This window comes from Bradyrhizobium sp. IC4059, from assembly GCF_020193615.1.
GTDB lineage: Bacteria > Pseudomonadota > Alphaproteobacteria > Rhizobiales > Xanthobacteraceae > Bradyrhizobium > Bradyrhizobium yuanmingense.
This window is the reverse complement of sequence record NZ_JADYVH010000007.1, coordinates 202,805-223,915: the sequence shown is the minus strand read 5'-3', so window position 1 is coordinate 223,915 and position 21,111 is coordinate 202,805. Positions and strand designations below refer to the sequence as shown.

The window sequence follows — 21,111 nt, the reverse complement described above, 5'->3', positions numbered from 1 at the left end:
AGGGAAGCTGGTCACCCCGAGTCTTCGCAAAACTCCTCCCTGGGGTTATGGGTCCCGGGCTCGCGCTTCGCGCGCCCCGGGACGACAAGTTGAGAATGCCGATATGACCTTCCCCCGCAGCTTCAACCATGTCGACACCTGGGTGTTCGACCTCGACAACACGCTCTATCCGCATCACGTCAATCTGTGGCAGCAGGTCGATGCGCGGATCGGGGAGTTCGTCTGCAACTGGCTGAATGTCGGCCCGGAGGAAGCGCGGGCGATCCAGAAAGACTATTATCGCCGCTTCGGCACCACGATGCGCGGCATGATGACCCTGCACGGCGTCTCCGCCGACGACTACCTCGCCTATGTCCACAAGATCGACCACTCTCCGCTGGAGCCGAATCCGGCGCTTGGCGCGGCCATCGCAAAGCTGCCGGGCCGCAAGCTGATCCTCACCAACGGCTCGGTCGACCATGTCGATGCCGTGCTGGCGCGGCTCGGCTTCGCCGGCCATTTCGACGGCGTGTTCGACATCATCGCCGCCGAGTTCGAACCGAAGCCGGCGGAGCAGACCTATCGCAAGTTCCTCGGCCAGCATGCGGTCGATCCGACCCGCGCCGCCATGTTCGAGGACCTCGCCCGCAACCTCACCGTCCCCTACCGGCTCGGCATGACCACCGTGTTGGTGGTGCCCGACGGCACCAAGGAGGTGGTGCGCGAGGACTGGGAGCTGGAAGGCCGCGACGCCGCCCATGTCGACCACGTCACGGATGATCTGGCGGGGTTTTTGGCAAAGTTGTCGGGGTGATTTCGTAGCCTGGATGGAGCGCAGCGTAATCCGGGGCTGGCGTAGCTGCGGAGAGACTGTCCCGGATTGCGCTTCGCTCCATCCGGGCTACGGGTCTTCCCGGGTGGTGATCCAGAACGCAGCCTTGACTCCGCTCCGCCAAATCCCGAAAAAGCGCTCCAATTCTCGCGAACCACGCGCTTCCCAGAGGAAATCACGATGTCCCTTGCAGCCCTCGAATCCACCATCAACAGCGCCTTCGAGGCGCGTGACGGCATCTCGACCACGACCAAGGGCGAGGTGCGCGAGGCCGTCGACCAGTCGCTGGAGATCCTGGACAAGGGCGAGGCGCGCGTTGCCGAGCGCGGCAGCGACGGCAAGTGGAAGGTCAATCAATGGCTGAAGAAGGCCGTGCTGCTGTCGTTCCGCCTCAACGACATGGACGTCATTGGCGGCGGCCCCGGCAAGGCAAGCTGGTGGGACAAGGTGCCCTCGAAGTTCGAAGGCTGGGGCCCGAACCGCTTCCGCGATGCCGGTTTTCGCGCGGTGCCCGGCGCGATCGTCCGCCGCTCGGCCTTCATCGCCAAGAACGTCGTCTTGATGCCGTCCTTCGTCAATCTCGGCGCCTATGTCGATGAGAGCACGATGGTCGACACCTGGGCCACCGTCGGCTCCTGCGCACAGATCGGCAAGCGCGTGCACATCTCGGGCGGCGCCGGCATCGGCGGCGTGCTCGAGCCGCTGCAGGCCGAGCCGGTCATCATCGAGGACGATTGCTTCATCGGCGCGCGCTCGGAAGTCGCCGAAGGTGTGATCGTGCGCAAGGGCGCGGTGCTGGCGATGGGCGTGTTCCTGGGAGCCTCGACCAAGATCGTCGACCGCGAGACCGGCGAGGTCTTCATGGGCGAGGTGCCGGAATATTCCGTCGTGGTGCCCGGCGCGCTGCCCGGCAAGCCGATGAAGAACGGCCAGATCGGCCCGAGCACCGCTTGCGCCGTGATCGTCAAGCGCGTCGACGAGCGCACGCGGTCGAAGACCAGCATCAACGAGCTGCTGCGGGATTGATGCAAGGCGAGTAGCGAATGGCCAGTGGCGAATAGGGCGCCAATCCTACTTGCCATTCACCATTCACCATTCGCTGCCAGGATCGAACCCACCCTCCCTCCATCGCGACCAATTTCCGGGCGGCCATTCCGCCCGGAGCCACTCGCATGGACTGGATCTGGTACCTATTCCGCTTCGACGGCCGCATCAATCGCGCCCTGCTGTGGCAGGCGCTGCTGATCGTTGCGCTGCTGGCAGGCTTGCTGGAGGTGATCGGTCAGATCATTCATCTGCCCAATGCCGACGGATCGTTGAAGCTCTCGCTCAAGCTCGATTTCGGCCTTGGCGATCTGTTCAAGCTGGCCGATCCCCGGGAACACCCTTCACTCGCGTCTACCGACCGCGCGCCCCTGATCCTGAGGGCATTCGGCATGTCGCTGTTCCTGTGGGTCTATCTGGCAACGGCGATCAAGCGGCTGCACGACCGTGACAGGAGCGGCTGGTGGCTCGTTCCGTTTTTCCTCGTGCCCGGCCTGTTCAACCAGTTCTCGGACCTGCTCCCCGACACCAGCGTGATGCTTCTTTTCAACCTCGCCGCTTCGATGCTGTGGCTGTGGGGTCTCGTCGAGATGCTCTGCGTGCCCGGCACTGTCGGCGATAACCGGTTCGGGCCTGATCCGCTGGCCGGGATCGCGTATGAGTCCACGCCCGCCTCGCCGCCTGCGAAGAGCTGGGACCAGGGCCGCGAGATCGAAATTGTTCCGCCCAGCGCTAGCCCACCCGGCGGCATGCATGCTAAGCGGGGCGCATGACCGATGCCCTCTCGATCGCCCGCGACCTCATCCGTTGCCCCTCAGTCACTCCGGCCGATGCCGGCGCGCTCGGGGTGCTCGAAAAAATCCTGGGCGCTGCCGGTTTCACCTGTCACCGCGTGACCTTCAGCGAGGAAGGCACCGCCGACGTCGACAATCTCTACGCTCGGATCGGCACCGACGGTCCGCACATCACCTTCGCAGGCCACACCGATGTGGTACCGCCCGGCGACGAGAGCGCCTGGAGCGTCGGCGCGTTCTCCGGAGAGGTGAAGGACGGCGTGCTGCATGGCCGCGGCGCGGTCGACATGAAAGGCGGCATCGCCTGCTCGGTCGCCGCGGTGCTGGAGCATCTCGCCGCCAACGGCGGCAAGCCGCGCAGCGACGGAAAGGGCTCGATCTCGTTCCTGATCACCGGCGACGAGGAAGACGTCTCGATCAACGGCACCATCAAGCTGCTGAAATGGGTCGCCGAGCGCGGCGAGAAATTCGACCATTGCGTGCTCGGCGAGCCTTCCAACGTCGAGACGCTCGGCGACACCATCAAGATCGGCCGGCGCGGCTCGCAATCCGGCACGCTCGTCGTCGACGGCGTGCAGGGCCACGTCGCCTATCCGCACCGCGCCTCCAATCCGGTGCCTGATATCTCGCGGCTGATCGTCGCGATCTCCGACGAGCCGCTCGACCATGGCAGCGCGCAATTCCAGGCGTCCAATCTCGAATTCGTCTCGGTCGACGTCGGCAACAAGGCCTTCAACGTCATCCCCGGCGAGGCCCGCGCAAGATTCAACATCCGCTACAACGACAACCACACCCAGGCGAGCTTGCGCGAATTGGTGGAGACACGCCTCGCCAAAGCCTGCGGCAACCGCATCAAGGCCCGCATCGTCTGGGAGCCCTCCAACTCGAACGTGTTCGTGACCAAGCCGGGGCCGTTCACCGATCTCGCGGTCTCCGCGATCGAGGAGGTGACGGGGCGCAAGCCCGAGCTCTCGACCTCAGGCGGCACGTCGGATGCGCGATTCATCTCCTTCTATTGCCCCGTGATCGAGTTCGGCCTGGTCGGGCAGACCATGCACCAGATCGACGAGCGCGTGCCGGTGGCGGATCTGGAGAGGCTGACGAAAGTGTATCGCGGGATTTTGGCGCGGTATTTTGCTTGAGGCAGTGTTGCCTCCACAAACACGACCGTCATCGCCCGGCTTGACCGGGCGATCCAGTATTCCAGAGACGGCAGTGATTGAGCCGAGAGGCCGCGGCGTACTGGATGCCCCGGTCAAGCCGGGGCATGACACCGAGGTTTGGCGAGAGCGTGCCCGCTCTCTGCGCCGCTCGCCTAATAATCCACCTTCATCAAATACAGCCCCTCGGGCGGGGCGACGATGCCGCAGGCGGCGCGGTTGCGGGCTTTGAGTGCGGCGGAGAGATCGTCGGCGGTCCAGCGGCCCTCGCCGACCCAGACCAGGGATCCCACCATCGAGCGCACCTGGCTGTGCAGGAACGAGCGCGCCGAGGTGATGACGTTGATCTCGCGGCCATCGCGGATCACGTCGAGCTGGTCGAGCGTCTTCTCCGGCGATTTGGCCTGGCACTCGGTGTCGCGAAAGGTGGTGAAATCGTGCTTGCCGAGCAGGCGCTGCGCCGCCGCGTGCATTGCGTCGGCATCGAGCTTGCGCGGCACGCGCCAGGCGTGGCCGACATCGAGCGCGAGATTGGCGCGAGTGTTGACGATGCGATAGCGGTAGTGGCGCTTGACCGCCGAGAAGCGCGCCTCGAAATCGTCGGGCACGATCTCGGCCTCGAGCACCGCGATCGGATGCGGGCGCAGATGCGCGTTGAGCCCGTCGCGAAAACGGCCCGGCGGAAACTGCTTGTCGACGTCGACATGGGCGACCTGGCCGCGTGCATGCACGCCGGCGTCGGTGCGGCCGGCACCGTGCACGCGCAGATCCGAACCAGTCATCGCCTTCACCGCGGCTTGCAGCGCGCCCTGCACCGATGGCAGCGTGTCCTGCACCTGCCAGCCGAAGAACGGCGCGCCGTCATATTCGATGGTGAGCTTGTAGCGGGGCATCGTGTCCAGTTTCGTCGTCATTGCCCGCCTTGTGCGCTGTTGCGCACTGGGGCGGGCAACCCAGTACTCCGCAGCTTATCCGATTGACCGAGAAGCCTCGGCGTACTGGATACCCCGCCTTCGCGGGGTATGACAGTGTCAGGTGAATTTGGATCCCGCCTTTAACGGCACGCCGCGCAGGAAGTCCGCGGCCTGCATGCGGGCCTTGCCCTCGCGCTGCAGCTCGATGATGCGGATGGCGCCGTCGCCGCAGGCGACGGTAAGCTGATCGTCGAGCACGTCGCCAGGCGCGCCGGCGCCTTGCGCCAATTCGCAGCGCAGGATTTTGACGCGGGCATCATCAAGCTCGCTCCAGGCGCCGGGGAACGGCGAGAGGCCATGGACGTGGCGCAGCACTGCGCGCGCCGGCTTTGTCCAGTCGATCCGCGCCTCCGCCTTCTCGATCTTGGCGGCATAGGTGGCGCCGTCCTCGCTCTGCGCCTTGAGCTGGAGCCCGCCGCGTTCGAGCGCGGCCATCGCGCGCACCATCAGGTCGGCCCCCAACCGGGACAGGCGATCGTGCAGGTCGAGCGCGGTCATGCCGTCGGTGATCGCGATGCGCTCGGCCATGGCGACGTCGCCGGTATCGAGGCCGACATCCATCTTCATCACCATCACGCCGCTCTCGGCGTCACCTGCCATGATGGCGCGGTTGATCGGCGCAGCGCCGCGCCAGCGCGGCAACAGCGAGGCATGCAGATTGTAGCAGCCGAGTTTTGGCGCATCGAGGATCGCCTGCGGCAGGATCATGCCGTAGGCGACGACAACGGCCGCGTCGACATCGAACGCGCGGAACTCCGCCAGCGCCTGCTCGGACTTCAGCGTCTTCGGCGTCAGCACGGGAATGCCGAGCTTTCGCGCGGCCTCCTCGACCGGCGTCGGCTGCAATTGCAGGCCGCGCCGGCCGCCCGGCTTGGGCGCGCGGGTGTAGACCGCCGCGATCTCGTGCCCATGCGCGACCAGCTCGAGCAGCGTCGGCACGGAGAAATCGGGCGTGCCCATGAAGATGAGGCGAAGGGGCATTTGACGAGACAATCCTTGAAACGAGCAAGGTACTCGTCATGGCCGGGCTTGTCCCGGCCATCCACGTTCGTCCTGCTCGCGGCGGCAAAGAACGTGGATGCCCGGGACAAGCCCGGGCATGACGGCGGAGGAATTATCACTCCGCCGCGCGCTTGGCGGCTTTCTCGAACTTCTTCATGACGCGGTCGCGCTTGAGCTTGGACAGATAGTCGACGAACAGCACACCGTTGAGATGGTCGATCTCGTGCTGGATGCAGGTGGCGTAGAGGCCTTCGGCATCCTCCTCGTGCACCTTACCGTCGAGATCGGTGAAGCGCACGCGCACTTTCGCGGGACGCTCGACCTCCTCGTAATATTCGGGGATCGAGAGGCAGCCCTCCTCGTAGACCGACAGTTCCTCGGACGAGGCGATGATCTCTGGATTGATGAAGACGCGCGGCAGCGGCTTGGTCTCGCCGTTCTCATCGCGCTTGGCGAGGTCCATGGTGATCAGGCGCAGCGGCTGCGCGACCTGGATCGCCGCCAGCCCGATGCCGGGCGCGTCGTACATGGTCTCGAACATGTCGTCGGCAAGCTTGCGGATCTCCGCCGTGACCTTCTCGATCGGCTTGGAGACCAGGCGCAGCTGCTTGTCGGGCAGGATGATGATTTCTCTGAGGGCCATGGCCGCGATTTAAGCCGCGCGCCGGATGCGGTCAATGCGGCCCGGAACCCGTTAACCCCTCGCTAACCATAAAACTTCACCTTTCATTAACCATGAAAATTAGGGGCCGGTTAACCCAGAATGTTCCCTCTTCGTTCGCGAGAGCGCAGCGAATCGGCTACAAGGCGGCATGAACGAGATCATTGTCATGCTGGGCGACTGGCCGGTGCGCATCGTCGATGCGCTGATCGGCTTCGGTGCGCTCGTCCTCATCCTGCTGGTTGTGATTGCGGTCGTGATCGCGCGCTCGGGGCGGCGTGGCGCGGAACTCGCCATGGCGAACGCGATCCGGGCCGACGAGCTCGAGGAGCGGCTCGCCCAGGTGCTGCACGCCCAGAGCGAGGCCTCGGGGCGGGTCGACGCCATGACCCAGGCGCTGGCGGGACGCCAGGCCGAGATGGCGCGCGCGGTCAACGAGCGGCTTGATTCGGTGACGCATCGAGTCGGCCAGTCCATGGAACATTCGACCCGCAACACCATGGAGAGCCTGCGCGCGCTGCATGAACGGCTCGGCATCATCGACAACGCGCACAAGAACCTCACCGACCTCACCACGCAGGTGACCACTCTGCGCGACGTACTCGCCAACAAGCAGTCGCGCGGCGCCTTCGGCCAGGCGCGGATGGAGGCAATCGTCCAGGACGGTCTGCCCAAGGGCTCCTACGAGTTCCAGTTCACGCTCTCGACCGGCAAGCGGCCGGACTGCGTCGTGTTCCTGCCCGATCAGCGCCCGCTGTGCATCGACGCGAAGTTTCCGCTGGAGGCGATGACGGCGCTGCACGACGCCCGCACCGACGAGGAGCGGCGCGTTGCCACGCAGCGGCTGCGCGGCGACGTGATGAAGCATGTCAGCGACATCGCGGAAAAATACCTCGTCACCGGCGAGACCCAGGAGATGGCGCTGATGTTCGTGCCGTCGGAATCGGTCTATGCCGAGATCCATGACAGCTTCGACGACGTGATCCAGAAGGCCTATCGCGCCCGCGTCGTGCTGGTGTCGCCGTCGCTGCTGATGCTCGCGATCCAGGTGATGCAGCAGATCATGAAAGACGCGCGCATGCGCGACGCCGCCGACCAGATCCGCACCGAGGTGATCAAGCTCGGCGACGATTTGGGGCGCCTGCGCGACCGCGTGCTTAAGCTGCAAAAGCATTTTGCCGACGTGAACGAGGACGTCCGCCAGGTGCTGATCTCCGCCGACAAGATCGAAAAGCGCGCAGGGCGAATCGAGGAGCTCGATTTCAGCAAGAGCGATGCGCCGGAGGCGCCGCGCCTGGTGGCGACGGGAGCGGCAGAGCTGTTTCCGCGCAAGCTCCAGGCGGGGGAGTGAGACTAGGGCACACTGTCGTGCCCCGCGAAGGCGGGGCACCCAGTATTCCGCAGCCCGAGTGGTTGAACCGAGACGCCGCGGAGTACTGGATCGTCCGCCTTCGCGGACGATGACACCGAGCGTGTTGGAAGCTCTCCCGTCTCACCAGCTACCGCGAGAGTCTTTTCTCCCAGAATCTGCTAACACGCCCCCCATGACCGCACCCGACGCGACCTCCCCCGCCGCGACTTCCACCGCCTCGCCCTCCTGGCGCGACAGCCTTGCTGTTTACCTGCAGCCGCGGGTGCTGATCGTGCTGTTTCTCGGCTTCTCCTCGGGGCTGCCGCTGGCACTGTCGGGATCGACGCTGCTGGTGTGGATGGCCGAAGCCGGGGTCGATCTTGGAACGATCGGGCTGTTTGCGCTGGTTGGAACGCCATACACGCTCAAATTCCTGTGGGCGCCGCTGGTCGATGCGCTGCATGTGCCGTTCTTCACGCATGCCTTCGGACGTCGCCGTGGGTGGCTGGTGTTTGCGCAGCTGCTGCTGATCGGCGCGATCCTGCTGTTGGCGCTGACCGATCCGGCACGTTCGCCACTGCTTGTCGCGCTCGGCGCGCTGCTGGTCGCGACGATGTCCTCGACGCAGGACATCGTGGTCGATGCTTTCCGCGTCGAGAGCCTGCCCGAAAGCGAGCAGGCCGCCGGCATGGCCGCCTATGTCGCCGCCTATCGCATCGGCATGTTGGTCTCGACTGCAGGCGCCCTGTTCATCGTCACCGGCTTCGAGGCGATCGTCCCGCGTGGGGCCGCCTGGATGTGGGGCTATGTGGTGATGGCGGCTCTGGTGCTGATCGGCACGGCGACTGCGCTCGCCGCCACCGAGCCCGCACAATCCGCGCGCGCCGAGGCCGCCACGCAGGACGAGGGCGCGCTCACGCGGGTGTTCCATGCGGCGCTGGGCGCGTTCTCGGAATTCCTGCGACGCAAGGAAGCATGGGTCGTGCTCGCCTTCGTCGTGCTGTTCAAGTTCACCGACGCGTTCTCCGGCAACATGACCGTGCCGTTCGTCATCGACATCGGCTTCACGCGGAACGACTATGCCGTGATCGTCAAGGGCGTCGGCATCATCGCGACCCTGGCCGGCGGCTTTGCCGGCGGCTTCGTGGCCCGACGCTATTCGCTCGCGACCAGCCTGTGGATCGGCGGCATCGTGCAGGCGATGTCCAATTTGTCGTTCTCGTGGCTTGCGATTGTCGGCGTCAACGAATGGGCGCTGACCCTCGCGATCACCTCCGACAATTTCTGCAACGCCATCGGCACCGTGATCTTCGTCGCCTATCTCTCGGCGCTGTGCCAGAACCCGCTGCACACGGCGACCCAATATGCGCTGCTGACGGCGCTCGCCGCGGTGGGACGGACCTATTTGTCGTCGGGCGCAGGCTATCTGGCGAAGGCGACGGGCTGGCCGATGTTCTTCGCGATCTCCGTCCTCGTCGCCATCCCGAGCCTGATGCTGCTGGCGTATTTGCAGAAGCGCGGGCATTTCGAGGCGCTGGGGCCGGTGCGGGTGTAGGCACCCCTGTCATGCCCCGCGAAGGCGGGGCATCCAGTACTCCGAGACAGTCGTGATCGACCGAGAAGCTGCGGCGTAGTGGATCGCCCGCCTTCGCGGGCGATGACACCGGAATCGGGGAGACGATTCCACCCCTACTGCTTCTTGATCAGGCTCCACTTCGTGATCACGGCCTCGCTCATCTGGCCGGGATCGCTGGCGCAGGCGACCTCGTCCACCTTCACGGAGATCTCCTTGCCGACGAAGGATTTCAGCTGGGCGGCCTGCGCCTCGCTGGAGGTGACGAGCTGGAACGTCTCAGGGCCGGTTTCGAGATTGCACAGCCCGTTCGGCGGCGGCAGGCGGCGCGGCTCGGACGTGATCTGGTAGGTCGCGACGCGCTTGCCGTTCTTGGCGTCGCGCACCTTCATCGCGTTGAGCTCGCCGGAGAGCACGTCGCCAGTGTTGATCGGCTTGCCGGGCTTGGACGGCGGCAGCGCCGCGTCGCCCTGCTGCGCGGAGATGGCCGGGGTCACCAGCATCAGCATCGTCGCGACCAAAGCCCATCGCGTGGCGAAAAGTTTCGTCATGTCGTCCGTTCCGTAAAGTCTGGATGGAGATTCCTGTTTTGACGCGTTTTCTTCACGCGAACCGGTATCCACTTCGCTCGAAAACGCTCTAGAACAGGGTGCGCTGCCGCATCGCAGCCGATAGCGTACCTTCATCGAGATAATCAAGCTCGCCGCCGACGGGAACCCCGTGGGCGAGCCGCGTCACCTTCACATTGGCGTCCTGAAGCAGGTCGGTGATGTAATGCGCCGTGGTCTGACCGTCCACCGTCGCATTCAGCGCTAGGATGATTTCATGCACTTGCGAATCATGCGCGCGCGCCACCAGCGCGTCGATGGTGAGGTCCTGCGGGCCGACGCCGTCGAGCGGCGACAATGTCGCGCCCAGCACGTGATAGCGCCCCTGGGTGGCATTGGCGCGCTCCAGCGCCCAGAGGTCGGCGACATCGGCGACGACGACGATGATGGCAGGATCGCGCTTCGGATCGGTGCAGACGGTGCAGGGGTTTTGCGTGTCGATGTTGCCGCAGGTCTTGCAGACCTGGACCTTGTCCAGCGCCACCTGCAAGGCGCTCGACAACGGCATCATCAGCGCTTCGCGCTTCTTGATCAGATGCAGCGCCGCGCGCCGCGCCGAGCGCGGACCGAGGCCCGGCAGCCGCGCGAGCAGCTGGACCAGCCGCTCGATCTCGGGACCTGCAACAGCGCCCATCTTATTGGCCGAACAGCCCCGGCGGCAGGCCGAGCCCGCCGGTGAGGGCCTGCATCTTCTCCTGCATGGCGGTCTCGGCCTTGCGGCGCGCATCAGCGAGGGCGGTGACGAGCAGGTCTTCCAGCACCTCGCGCTCCTCGGCCTTCATCAGCGAAGGATCGATCTTGATGCTCTTGACGTCCATCTTCGCGGTCATGCGCACGGCGACGAGACCGCCGCCGGAAATGCCTTCGACCTCGACGTTGGCGAGCTGGTCCTGCATCTCCTGCATCTTGGATTGCAGCTGCGCCGCCTGTTTCATCATGCCGAGAAAATCAGCCATGGGTGCGTGTCCTTGGAAAGAATGGTTCAGAGATCGTCGCCGTCGGAACCGTCGGGCGGATCGTCGCTGCCATAGTCGGTGTTAATATCGGTTTCCGGCGTCTCGGGAGCAAGCCTGCGGACCTCGACGACCTTGGCGCCGGGGAAACGCGACAGCACCTCCTGCACGCGCGGATCGGCTTCCGCGGTACGGGCATGCTCCTGCTTAGCCGCCTGGTTCACCGAGCGCAAAGTCGGCTGGCCCTGCTCGTTGGAGACGATCACGGTCCAGCGGCGGCCGGTCCACAGCTCGAACTTCTTCGCAAGTTCCGAGATCATGGTCTTGGAAGCGTTGGGCTCGAGCGCGACTTCCAGCCGCCCCTCCTCGAAACGGACGAGGCGCATGTCGCCTTCGAGCGCGCTCTTGGTCATGATGTCGCGCTTCTGCCCTGCGAGCGCAACCAGCTGCGTGAAGCTCGCGATGCGCAGCTGGGGCGCCGCCCCTTGCGTATCCGGCGCGGGCGCCGCCATCTGCGGCCGGGCGCCACCGCCAAACGCTGGAGCCGAGGCTGTCGGCATGCGCACGGGCGCAGCTGACATCGGCGCTGCGGAGGCAACCGGCGCGGCCGGCGCGCCGTTGCGCGCGCTACTTCCGCCGTTCACGACCGGCGAGCCGCCGCCGTTCTGCTCGAGCATTCTGATCGCTTCGTCGGGCGTCGGCAGGTCGGCGACATAGGCGATGCGCACCAGAACCATTTCGGCCGCGGCTGCGGGACGCGTTGCGGCCTGCACCTCGGCGATGCCCTTAAGCAGCATCTGCCACATCCGCGACAGCACGCGCATCGAGATCTTGGAGGCGAACTCCTTGGCGCGCACCCGCTCGGTCTCGCCATAGGCGACGTTGTCGGCGGTCGCCGGGATGACCTTCACACGGGTGACGAAATTGACGAACTCGGCGAGGTCCGAGAGCACGACGATGGGATCGGCGCCGACATCGTATTGGTCGCGGAACTCCTTGAAGGCGGACGCGATGTCGCCGCGCGCCAGCGACTCGAACAGGTCGATGACCCGGGTGCGGTCGGCAAGGCCCAGCATCTGCCTGACGGCATCGGCCTTCACCTGCCCCGCCGCATGCGCGATCGCCTGGTCGAGCAGCGACAGCGAATCGCGCACCGAGCCCTCCGCGGCGCGCGCGATGATGCCGAGCGCTTCCGGCTCGATCTCGACGTCTTCCTTCGCCGCAATGCTGGCGAGGTGCTTCATCAGCACGTCGGCCTCGACGCGGCGCAGGTCGAAGCGCTGGCAACGCGACAGCACGGTGACCGGAACCTTGCGGATCTCCGTCGTCGCGAACACGAACTTGGCGTGCTCGGGCGGTTCCTCCAGCGTCTTCAGGAAGGCGTTGAACGCCGCCGTCGACAGCATGTGGACTTCGTCGATGATGTAGACCTTGTAGCGGGCGCTGGCCGGGGCATAGCGCACGCTGTCATTGATCTGGCGGACGTCGTCGACGCCGGTATGCGAGGCGGCGTCCATCTCCAGCACGTCCATGTGCCGGCTTTCCATGATCGCCTGGCAATGAACTCCCAACGTCGGCATGTGGATGGTCGGCCCCTTCACCGATCCATCCGGCATCTCATAGTTGAGTGCGCGGGCGAGAATGCGCGCGGTGGTGGTCTTACCGACCCCGCGGACGCCGGTGAGAATCCAGGCCTGCGGAATGCGGCCGGTCTCGAACGCATTGGAGACGGTACGGACCACGGCCTCCTGGCCGATCAGGTCGTCGAACGAGGATGGGCGGTATTTGCGCGCCAGCACCCGGTAGGGCGCATTGCCGGCCTGGCCGGCGCTGTCGGGATCGGGAGGGGCGCCAGCGTCGGTCATCGGTCGATCCGCAATGAAATGTCTCTTGGCCGGCTTTTGCGGAAAGGAGCGCGCTGGCGGCTGGTGCCGCCGGCGCTGGTTCGCTCGAAAAACAGGTAGGAGACTGACGAGCGACCCGATCCGGACCTCGTTAGGGCTGCTTCCTTCCGGACCTGACCCGGTTGGCGAGTGGCTCGTCCACCGCCAATCTCCCGGTCCCTATTTGGGGCCAAAGGGAGCGGAAAGCAAGCGGGGTCTGGGGCTGTTCCGACGGCGCTTGAGGACTTCCGGCGCCGAATTCGCCCTCATTCGGCCTGTCCCACCGGGTCCGGCGCATAAGGACCACGGCGCATACGGATGTTGTCTGGGGGCGTGGTCTCTGCGACGGTAAGAATCAATCCAGAGAGCCTTCATGCCCGAACCCGCCTGGTCGCTGCACTCCCGCTTGAAAGAGGACACCATCGATATCGGCGATCTGCCGCTGTCGAAGGTGCTGGTCATCAAGGACGCGCATTATCCCTGGCTGCTGCTGGTGCCGCGGCGCGCCGATACGGTCGAGATCATCGATCTCGACGAGGTGCAGCAGGCGCAGTTGATGACCGAGATCTCCCGCGTCTCGCGCGCGCTGAAGGAGATCACCAAATGCGACAAGCTCAACATCGCCGCGCTCGGCAACCTCGTGCCGCAGCTGCATGTCCACATCATCGCACGCCGCACCAGTGACGCCGCCTGGCCACGGCCGGTGTGGGGCGTGATGCCGCCGCTGGCACACGACGCCGCGGAGGTTCAGAATTTCATCAGCGCGCTTCGCCGCAAGATCTGGTTGGGTTGAAAGAACAATAATGTCAGCATTCAACGCGTTTCCGCTGGGGCAGCCGGCCTTCGTCACCAACGTCCTCGACCGCGCCGCGCATCTGCGCCGCGACGACGAAAAGCTGTTCGCGCTGGAGCAGAAGCCATCCTCGCGCGCCTACGTGGTCTATCGCGACTCGCTGCTGGTAAAGCGCGAGGGCGACAAGGTGCGGGCGCTGCTCGGAATCGACGAGGCGCTGAAATGCGGCGCCAATCCCGGCACGGTGTTCCTCGGGCTTCGCGACGGTGCGGCCGTGTTCGGCATGGGCCTGTCGCAGGCCGCCGCCGAGAAGCTGGTCGGCCGCGAGGATTATACCGTGACCGAGCTGCGCGGCATGGCGATGCAGGGCGCGATCCCGCCCGAGGAGCTCTCGGCCGTCGCGATGGCAAAGTCGATGGTGGGATGGCATCAGCGCCACGGCTATTGCGCCAATTGCGGCGTACGCACCAGCATGAAGGAAGGCGGCTGGAAGCGCGACTGCCCGAGTTGCAAGGCCGAGCATTTTCCGCGCACCGATCCGGTCGTGATCATGCTGGTGGCGTCTGGCGACAAGTGCCTGCTCGGACGCCAGAAGCAGTTTCCGGCAGGGATGTATTCCTGCCTCGCCGGCTTCGTCGAGGCTGCCGAGACCATCGAGGACGCGGTGCGCCGCGAAATCTTTGAAGAGTCCGGGATCCGCTGCACCGACGTGCAATACTACATGACCCAGCCCTGGCCCTATCCGTCGTCGCTGATGATCGGCTGCAGCGCGCGGGCGTTGAACGAGGACATCGTCGTCGATCGGATGGAGCTGGAAGACGCGCGCTGGTTCACGCGCGAGGAGGCGGCGAAGATGCTGACGCGGACGCATCCTGACGGGCTCGCCGGTCCGCATCCCTTCGCCATCGCCCATCATCTGCTCGGCCGCTGGGTGCACGACAAGAGCAGCGCCTGAGCCGAGCCGACGATGGCCGGGATCGCGCCGCGCATCCTTTGCATCGGCATGCCGGTGCGCGACCTCATCCTGCGCGTCGAGGCCTTGCCCGAACGTGGCAGCAAGGCGAACGCCGGCCATCTCGCCGAGGTTTGCGGTGGCAACGCGCTCAATGCCGCTATCGCCGTTGCGCGGCTCGGCGGCCGCGTCGCGTTCGCAGGTCCCATGGGCGATGCGCGGGAGACGTCGAGCGCTTTCATCCTCGCGCAGATGGCGCAGGAGGGCGTCGATAGCACACACATCGTGCGCATGCCGGGTCTGACCACACCGGTCTCGGCGATCATGATCGAGCCCTCGGGCGAGCGGACGCTCACCATCTATCGCGATCCCGCCTTGTGGACCGTGAAGCTGCCCGAGGCCGACGCCTTGCTGGCCGATTGTCAGGCGGTGCTCGTCGAAAGCCGCTGCGCGGCGTTCGCGACCTCGCTTTGCGCCGAGGCACGCCGGCGCGGCATTCCCGTCGTCGTCGGCGTCGACCGCGCGATGGCGCTGCAGGACGGCCTGCTCACGGCCGCCTCGCATCTGCTGTTCGCCAGCGCCCAGCTGCAGGAGACGGCCGGCATCGCTGACGACGGTGCGGCCTTGAAGCGCCTGGCGGAGCTGACGCCCGCCTTCCTCGCGGCCACAAGGGGCCCGCGCGGCACGATCTGGCTGAACCAGGCGGGCGCGCTGGAGGAAACACCAGCCTTCCCGGTCCAGGCGCTCGATACGCTCGGCGCCGGCGACGTCTTCCATGGCGCGTTCGCGCTCGGCCTCGCTGAGGGTAAGGGGTTGCGGGAAGCGATGCGATTCGCCGCGGCTGTCGCAGCGCTGAAATGCACCCGCCATGGCGGCGGCCTGGCTGCCCCGCAACGCGTTGAAGTTGAAAGGTTTTTGCGCGACCGCCCGTAGAGCGATGCCATGGAAGCGCCGAGATTATAGGCTTGCCGTGGAAAGATTTTCTCTATATCAGGGAAATCTGCCCCTGAAATGAAACAAAGTTCTTCAAATGACTGATATCGCCGTCCAGATTCCCGAGACCAGCCGCCGCCTCGACGCCATCGACCGCAAGATCCTGATGGTCCTCCAGGAAGACGCCTCCCTCTCCGTCGCCGAGATCGGCGACCGAGTCGGCCTGTCCTCGACCCCCTGCTGGAAGCGCATCCAGCGCCTGGAGGCCGACGGCGTGATCATCAAGCGCGTCGCGCTCGTCGACCAGAACAAGATCGGGCTCGGCATCTCCGTGTTCGTGTCGGTCGAGAGCTCCGATCATTCGGATGCCTGGCTGAAACGGTTCGCCGAGGCCGTCAGCGCCATGCCGGAGGTGATGGAGTTCTATCGCATGGCTGGCGACGTCGATTACATGCTGCGCGTCGTGGTCGCCGACATGCAGGCCTATGACGTGTTCTACAAGAAGCTGATCAGCGCCGTGCCGCTGAAGAACGTCACCTCGCGCTTCGCGATGGAAAAGATCAAGTCGGTGACGGCGCTGCCGATCCCGGCGGTGGTGGCGGCTTAATTTACGCCACGCGGAAAGTGTCATCGCCCGATTTAATCGGGCGATCCAGTATTCCAGACGCCGGTGATAGAAACGAGAAGCCGCGGGGTACTGGATGCCCCGGTCAAGCCGGGGCATGACAGCGGAGCGAGAGGGACGGATCGCGCCTCTCTCAGGTGCTCCTCAAATCTTCTGATTGTACTCGCCGACTTCGGGATGCGTGCGCAGCACGCTGTTCACCATCTCGAACATGTCGTGCATGCGCTGCTCGGAGACCGGGCTCTCGACCACGACGACGAGCTCGGGCTTGTTGGACGAGGCGCGCACCAGGCCCCAGCTGCCGTCCTCGACCGTGACGCGCACGCCGTTGACGGTGACGAGATCGCGGATCGCCTGCCCCCCGATCTTCGCACCCTTTGCTTGCAGGTCCTCGAAGTGCTTCACCACCTTGTCGATGACGCCGTATTTGGTCTCGTCGGCGCAATGCGGCGACATGGTCGGCGACGACCAGGTCTTCGGCAGCGCGTTCTTCAGATCGGCCATCGACTTGCCGGGCGCGCGGTCGAGCATGTCGCAGATCGCGAGCGCCGAGACCAGGCCGTCGTCATAGCCGCGGCCATAGGGCTTGTTGAAGAAGAAGTGGCCGGACTTCTCGAAGCCCGCGAGCGCACCGGTCTCGTTGGTACGGCGCTTCATGTAGGAATGACCGGTCTTCCAATAGGCGGTCTTTGCGCCCTGCTTCTGCAGCACGGGATCGGTGATGAACAGGCCAGTCGATTTCACGTCCACAATGAACTGCGCGTCCTTGTGGATCGCCGACATGTCGCGCGCCAGCATCACGCCGACCTTGTCGGCAAAGATCTCCTCACCGGTGTTGTCGACCACGCCGCAGCGGTCGCCGTCACCGTCGAAACCAAGGCCGACATCAGCCTTGTGCTGCAACACCGCGTCGCGGATCGCGTGCAGCATCTCCATGTCTTCCGGATTCGGATTGTATTTCGGGAAGGTGTGGTCGAGCTCGGTGTCGAGCGGGATCACCTCGCAGCCGATCGCTTCCAGCACCTGCGGCGCGAACGCACCGGCGGTGCCGTTGCCGCAGGCCGCGACCACCTTGAGCTTGCGCTTAAGCTTCGGACGAGAGGTGAGGTCGGCGATGTAGCGCGCCGGATAATTCTCGTGGAACTGATAGGAGCCGCCGGCCTTGTTCTTGAACTCGGCGTTGAGCACGATTTCCTTCAGCCGCGTCATCTCGTCGGGGCCGAAGGTCAGGGGGCGGTTGGCGCCCATCTTCACGCCGGTCCAGCCATTGTCGTTGTGCGAGGCCGTGACCATCGCAACAGCGGGCACGTCGAGATCGAACTGTGCGAAATAGGCCATCGGCGTCACCGCAAGGCCGATGTCGTGCACCTTGCAGCCCGCCGCCATCAGGCCGGAGATCAGCGCGTATTTGATCGAGGCCGAGTAGCCGCGGAAATCGTGGCCGGTGACGATCTCCTGTTTGACGCCGAGCTCGGCGATCAGCGCGCCGAGCCCCATGCCGAGCGCCTGCACACCCATCAGGTTGATTTCCTTCTGGAACAACCAGCGCGCGTCGTATTCGCGAAAGCCTGTCGGCTTCACCATCGGCTCGGATTCGAAGGCGTAGGTGTTGGGCAATAATACGGATTTCGGCTTCGGGAACATTGAGTCGGTCTCGTGAAAGGGGGGCGGGAGTTGCTGCAGGCTTAGCGAATGCCAAACCGCAGCGAAAGGCGGGAATGAAGGCTTATGGCCGATAATTGCGGCAGTTTGGTAACGAAGAAACGTTACCGGAAGGGCGGCCGGAGCAAGAATAACTTCTTGAAATTGACGACTGCGCGGTCGCGCGGGCAGCGCCTCTACTGCTCCAGCACCATCTGCCCGTTGGCGTACTCAAAACGCTTCAGGCGGGACAGGAAGGAGAGGCCGAGCAGGTTTTCCGACAGCGCCTCATCCGGCAGGACCATTGCATCGACGTCGCGCACGATGAGACCGCCGACGTCGAGCATGGCGATGCGGGTGCGCGCGGCCTTGATGGTGCCGTTGGCGGTGGAGACGGTGGCGTTGTACTCGCCGCGCGAGGGACGGAGACCAAACCGGGCGGCCGAGGTCTCGTTCAGCGCAACGACGGAGGCGCCGGTATCGATCATGAAGCCGATGCGCTGGCCGTCAATCCGGCCCTCGGTCTGGAAATGACCGCGGGCGTCACGGCCAATGGCCAGGCTGCGGCCGCCGGCCGGCGCTGTGGCCGCGACTGCGACCGTCGTGCGCGGCACTGACGTGGCGGAAGCCGAGCTCATCTTGTCCGCCATCTGCGCCATGAAGGTGCCGAGGCCGATCATGACGGCCGCGATGATCATAATGTTACGCATCACACCACTTCCGAGCCGAAAGCTCGATTTCATCACGCGACGAGGCCGGCGGCGAGCGAAGGCACGCCGGGGCTCCTGTCATTTTGACGAAAAGGATGAGCGGAGGGTTAATGCCGGTTGCGAGTTCTCACGTCCCGCGCGGCTTCGCCCGCCTTGTCGGCACGGCGCTCGCGGGATCGTCGGGCCAGGGGTGACGCGGGTAGCGGCCGCGCAGGTCGGAGCGGACGGCGGCGTAGCTGCCGCGCCAGAAGCCGGGCAGATCGCGCGTCACCTGCACCGGACGCTGGGCCGGCGACAGCAATTCCAGCACCAGCGGCACCTTGCCGGCGGCGATCGAGGGATGGGTGTTGAGGCCGAACAATTCCTGCAGCCGCACCGCGATGGTCGGTCCCTGCTCGGCCTCGTAGTCGATCGCGAGCACGCTCCCCGTAGGCGCCTCGAAATGGGTCGGCGCCTCGCGATCGAGCCGTGCGCGCATCTCCCACGGTAACAGCGCCATCAGGGCATCGGAGAGATCGCCCGCGGAGATGTCCTTGAGCGCGATCTTGTCGTAGAGCGCCGGCACCAGCCAATCATCGCGCCGCGCGATCAGGCCGTCTTCCGACAGGTCGGGCCAGCTGTCGCCCTCGGCCTTGCGCAGGAACATCACGCGATCACGCCATTGCTTGGCGGCCTTCGACCAGGGCAGCCGGTCGAGGCCGGCCGCAATCAGTCCTTCGGCAAAGATGCGCGCGGTGTCCTCCGAGGGCGACACTGAAAGCGTCGCCTCGGACAGGGTGATTGCGTGCAGCACGCGCCTGCGCCGCGCCCGCAGCGCCATCGCGCCGCGATCAAAGGAGATCTCGTCGGCGGTCTCGATATGCTCGGCGAAATGCCGCTCGATCTCGTCCTCGGCGATTTGCGCGGCGAGCAAGATGCGTCCGCTCGCCGCCGTCCCCGTCATCTCACCGATCGCAATGTAGGGCGCACGGGCGAGTGAGGAGGTCTGCTCGACAGAGGCGCCGCGACCGTTGGCCAGCACGAAGCTGCCATTGCCGCGATTGCGCGCGACGCGGTCCGGGAACGCATAGGCGAGCATCAGGCCGGTCGAGAGATCCTCCTGCTGCGCCACCTTCTCCGACGCCGCGACCTGCGAAGCCCAGCGGTGCGCGAGATCGCGCGCGCTTGCCGCGCGTGGTGAGCGGTCGCGGCGGAACTGGTCGCGGCGGTGCTCGAGATCGACGCTGTCGCCGCCAAGGCCGCGCTCGGTGATGATGGCCGCGATCTCGGCGGCGGCCTGGCCCTCGCCGGCGCGATGCGAATCCACGATCATGCGCGCCAGCCGAGGCGGCAGCGCCAACGCACGCAAGCTCTTGCCTTCGGCGGTGATGCGGCCGTCGCCGTCGAGCGCGTTTAGCTCGCTCAGCAGGCTCTTGGCTTCCTTCCAGGCCGGCTGCGGCGGCGGATCGAGGAACGATAGAGCCGCGGGATCGCTGACGCCCCATTGCGCCAGATCGAGCACCAGCGAGGACAGGTCGGCGCTGAGGATTTCCGGCTGGGTGTACGGCGCGAGCGATGCGGTCTGCGGCTCGTCCCAGAGCCGGTAGCAGACGCCGGGCTCGGTGCGGCCGGCACGGCCGCGGCGCTGGTCCACCGCCGCGCGCGAGGCGCGCACGGTCTCGAGTCGCGTCAGGCCGATATCGGGCTCATAGCGCGGCACGCGGGCAAGACCACTATCGACGACGATACGCACGCCCTCGATGGTGAGCGAGGTCTCCGCGATCGAGGTTGCCAGCACCACCTTGCGCGTGCCCTTGGGTGCCGGCGCGATGGCGCGATCCTGCACGGCGGCATCGAGCGCGCCGAACAGCGGCACGATCTCGACGGAGGCGTCCTGCACGCGCTCGGAGAGGAAATTCTGCGTGCGGCGGATCTCGGCGGCGCCTGGCAGGAAGGCCAGCACCGAGCCGCTATCGGCGCGCAGCGCAGATGCGATCGCATCCGCCATCTGCCGCTCGATCGGCGCGTCCGCCTTGCGGCCGAGATAGCGTGTCTCGACCGGAAACGCACGGCCCTCGCTCTCGACGACGGGGGCATCGCCGAGCAGCCTTGCCACCCGCGCACCGTCGAGCGTCGCCGACATCACCAGGATGCGCAAATCCTCGCGCAAGCCGGTTTGCGCATCACGCGCCAGCGCGAGGCCCATGTCGGCGTCGAGCGAGCGCTCGTGGAATTCGTCGAACAGGATCGCGGCAACGCCGGAGAGTTCGGGATCGTCGAGGATCTGGCGGGTGAAGATGCCCTCGGTCACCACCTCGATGCGCGTCGCGCGCGAGATCTTCGAGCCGAAGCGGACACGATAGCCGACGGTTTCGCCGGCGCGCTCGCCGAGCGATTTGGCCATGCGGTCGGCACTGGCGCGCGCGGCGATGCGGCGCGGCTCCAGCACGATGATCTTCTTGTCCTTGGCCCAGGGCGCATCGAGCAAGGCCAGCGGCACGCGCGTGGTCTTGCCGGCGCCGGGAGAGGCCACCAGCACTGCGGCGTTGCTGGCCTCCAGCGTACGCGACAAATCGTCGAGCACGGCATCGATCGGGAGGGGCGTGTCGAAACTGCGGGGCAAGATCTATCCACTCGTCATGCCCGGGCTTGTCCCGGGCATCC

Annotated in this window: 20 protein-coding genes and 1 other RNA gene; 10 read left to right on the top strand and 11 right to left on the bottom strand. The window is 65.7% G+C overall.

What is annotated here, in order from left to right; translation table 11 throughout:
• The first annotated feature begins 103 nt into the window (after positions 1–103).
• From I6F12_RS22960 to dapE, 4 genes are all read left to right on the top strand, one after another.
• Positions 104–793: a pyrimidine 5'-nucleotidase gene (locus tag I6F12_RS22960; RefSeq protein WP_057027530.1), complete on the top strand. Its 690-nt coding sequence runs from the start codon at positions 104–106 to the stop codon at positions 791–793.
• A 198-nt stretch (positions 794–991) separates the two neighbouring features.
• The gene (gene dapD, locus I6F12_RS22955; RefSeq protein ID WP_128264986.1) at positions 992–1,837 is read left to right on the top strand and encodes a 2,3,4,5-tetrahydropyridine-2,6-dicarboxylate N-succinyltransferase; all 846 of its coding nucleotides are present in this window, start codon (positions 992–994) and stop codon (positions 1,835–1,837) included.
• Positions 1,838–1,983: 146 nt separating this feature from the next.
• On the top strand, positions 1,984–2,628 hold the full coding sequence (locus I6F12_RS22950; protein ID WP_225157267.1) for a DUF805 domain-containing protein: 645 nt from the start codon (positions 1,984–1,986) through the stop codon (positions 2,626–2,628).
• On the top strand, positions 2,625–3,791 hold the full coding sequence (gene dapE / locus I6F12_RS22945) for a succinyl-diaminopimelate desuccinylase (RefSeq protein WP_109145454.1): 1,167 nt from the start codon (positions 2,625–2,627) through the stop codon (positions 3,789–3,791). Before I6F12_RS22950 ends, dapE begins: the two co-directional genes overlap by 4 nt.
• A 173-nt stretch (positions 3,792–3,964) precedes the next feature.
• Here dapE and truA read toward each other — a convergent pair whose 3' ends face one another.
• The 3 genes from truA to def form a co-directional block, all read right to left on the bottom strand.
• On the bottom strand, positions 3,965–4,702 hold the full coding sequence (gene truA / locus I6F12_RS22940) for a tRNA pseudouridine(38-40) synthase TruA (protein ID WP_057027809.1): 738 nt from the start codon (positions 4,700–4,702) through the stop codon (positions 3,965–3,967).
• Positions 4,703–4,840: 138 nt separating this feature from the next.
• Entirely contained in the window at positions 4,841–5,764 is a 924-nt protein-coding gene (gene fmt, locus I6F12_RS22935; RefSeq protein ID WP_225157266.1) for a methionyl-tRNA formyltransferase, read from the bottom strand.
• 136 nt (positions 5,765–5,900) lie between these two features.
• Positions 5,901–6,428, bottom strand: coding sequence for a peptide deformylase (gene def, locus I6F12_RS22930; RefSeq protein ID WP_036041776.1), 528 nt, complete (start codon positions 6,426–6,428; stop codon positions 5,901–5,903).
• 169 nt (positions 6,429–6,597) lie between these two features.
• Between def and rmuC the strand changes: the two genes are divergently transcribed.
• Both rmuC and I6F12_RS22920 read left to right on the top strand, forming a co-directional pair.
• Positions 6,598–7,797, top strand: a complete 1,200-nt coding sequence (rmuC, locus tag I6F12_RS22925; protein ID WP_225157265.1) for a DNA recombination protein RmuC — start codon at positions 6,598–6,600, stop codon at positions 7,795–7,797.
• Between the two features lie 193 nt (positions 7,798–7,990).
• Positions 7,991–9,352 carry an MFS transporter gene (locus I6F12_RS22920; protein ID WP_036026499.1) on the top strand — a complete coding sequence of 454 codons (1,362 nt, stop codon included), beginning with the start codon at positions 7,991–7,993 and terminating at the stop codon, positions 9,350–9,352.
• A gap of 134 nt (positions 9,353–9,486) precedes the next feature.
• Here the strand turns inward: I6F12_RS22920 and I6F12_RS22915 are convergent, their stop codons facing one another.
• The 5 genes from I6F12_RS22915 to ffs form a co-directional block, all read right to left on the bottom strand.
• Positions 9,487–9,921: a hypothetical protein gene (locus tag I6F12_RS22915; RefSeq protein WP_036014102.1), complete on the bottom strand. Its 435-nt coding sequence runs from the start codon at positions 9,919–9,921 to the stop codon at positions 9,487–9,489.
• A gap of 88 nt (positions 9,922–10,009) precedes the next feature.
• Complete coding sequence (gene recR / locus I6F12_RS22910) at positions 10,010–10,612, bottom strand: recombination mediator RecR (protein WP_036026497.1); 603 nt, start codon at positions 10,610–10,612, stop codon at positions 10,010–10,012.
• A gap of 1 nt (position 10,613) precedes the next feature.
• The gene (locus tag I6F12_RS22905) at positions 10,614–10,934 is read right to left on the bottom strand and encodes a YbaB/EbfC family nucleoid-associated protein (protein ID WP_036014105.1); all 321 of its coding nucleotides are present in this window, start codon (positions 10,932–10,934) and stop codon (positions 10,614–10,616) included.
• 26 nt (positions 10,935–10,960) lie between these two features.
• Entirely contained in the window at positions 10,961–12,796 is a 1,836-nt protein-coding gene (locus I6F12_RS22900; protein WP_225157264.1) for a DNA polymerase III subunit gamma/tau, read from the bottom strand.
• 95 nt (positions 12,797–12,891) lie between these two features.
• Positions 12,892–12,988: signal recognition particle sRNA small type (ffs, locus tag I6F12_RS22895), an RNA gene on the bottom strand.
• 199 nt (positions 12,989–13,187) lie between these two features.
• Here ffs and I6F12_RS22890 point away from each other — a divergent pair.
• The 4 genes from I6F12_RS22890 (at position 13,188) to I6F12_RS22875 (ending at position 16,099) form a co-directional block, all read left to right on the top strand.
• Positions 13,188–13,607, top strand: a complete 420-nt coding sequence (locus I6F12_RS22890; protein WP_036041788.1) for an HIT family protein — start codon at positions 13,188–13,190, stop codon at positions 13,605–13,607.
• A 10-nt stretch (positions 13,608–13,617) separates the two neighbouring features.
• The gene (nudC, locus tag I6F12_RS22885) at positions 13,618–14,562 is read left to right on the top strand and encodes an NAD(+) diphosphatase (protein WP_036026487.1); all 945 of its coding nucleotides are present in this window, start codon (positions 13,618–13,620) and stop codon (positions 14,560–14,562) included.
• A 12-nt stretch (positions 14,563–14,574) separates the two neighbouring features.
• Positions 14,575–15,492, top strand: a complete 918-nt coding sequence (locus I6F12_RS22880; protein WP_225157263.1) for a sugar kinase — start codon at positions 14,575–14,577, stop codon at positions 15,490–15,492.
• 97 nt (positions 15,493–15,589) lie between these two features.
• Complete coding sequence (locus I6F12_RS22875) at positions 15,590–16,099, top strand: Lrp/AsnC family transcriptional regulator (RefSeq protein WP_225157262.1); 510 nt, start codon at positions 15,590–15,592, stop codon at positions 16,097–16,099.
• A gap of 162 nt (positions 16,100–16,261) precedes the next feature.
• On the opposite strand, the gene I6F12_RS22870 is transcribed toward I6F12_RS22875, so the two are convergent.
• From I6F12_RS22870 to hrpB, 3 genes are all read right to left on the bottom strand, one after another.
• The gene (locus I6F12_RS22870) at positions 16,262–17,761 is read right to left on the bottom strand and encodes a phosphomannomutase/phosphoglucomutase (protein WP_109145461.1); all 1,500 of its coding nucleotides are present in this window, start codon (positions 17,759–17,761) and stop codon (positions 16,262–16,264) included.
• Between the two features lie 194 nt (positions 17,762–17,955).
• The gene (locus tag I6F12_RS22865; protein WP_192893366.1) at positions 17,956–18,468 is read right to left on the bottom strand and encodes a TIGR02281 family clan AA aspartic protease; all 513 of its coding nucleotides are present in this window, start codon (positions 18,466–18,468) and stop codon (positions 17,956–17,958) included.
• Between the two features lie 127 nt (positions 18,469–18,595).
• Entirely contained in the window at positions 18,596–21,070 is a 2,475-nt protein-coding gene (hrpB, locus tag I6F12_RS22860; RefSeq protein WP_225157261.1) for an ATP-dependent helicase HrpB, read from the bottom strand.
• Positions 21,071–21,111: the final 41 nt, after the last annotated feature.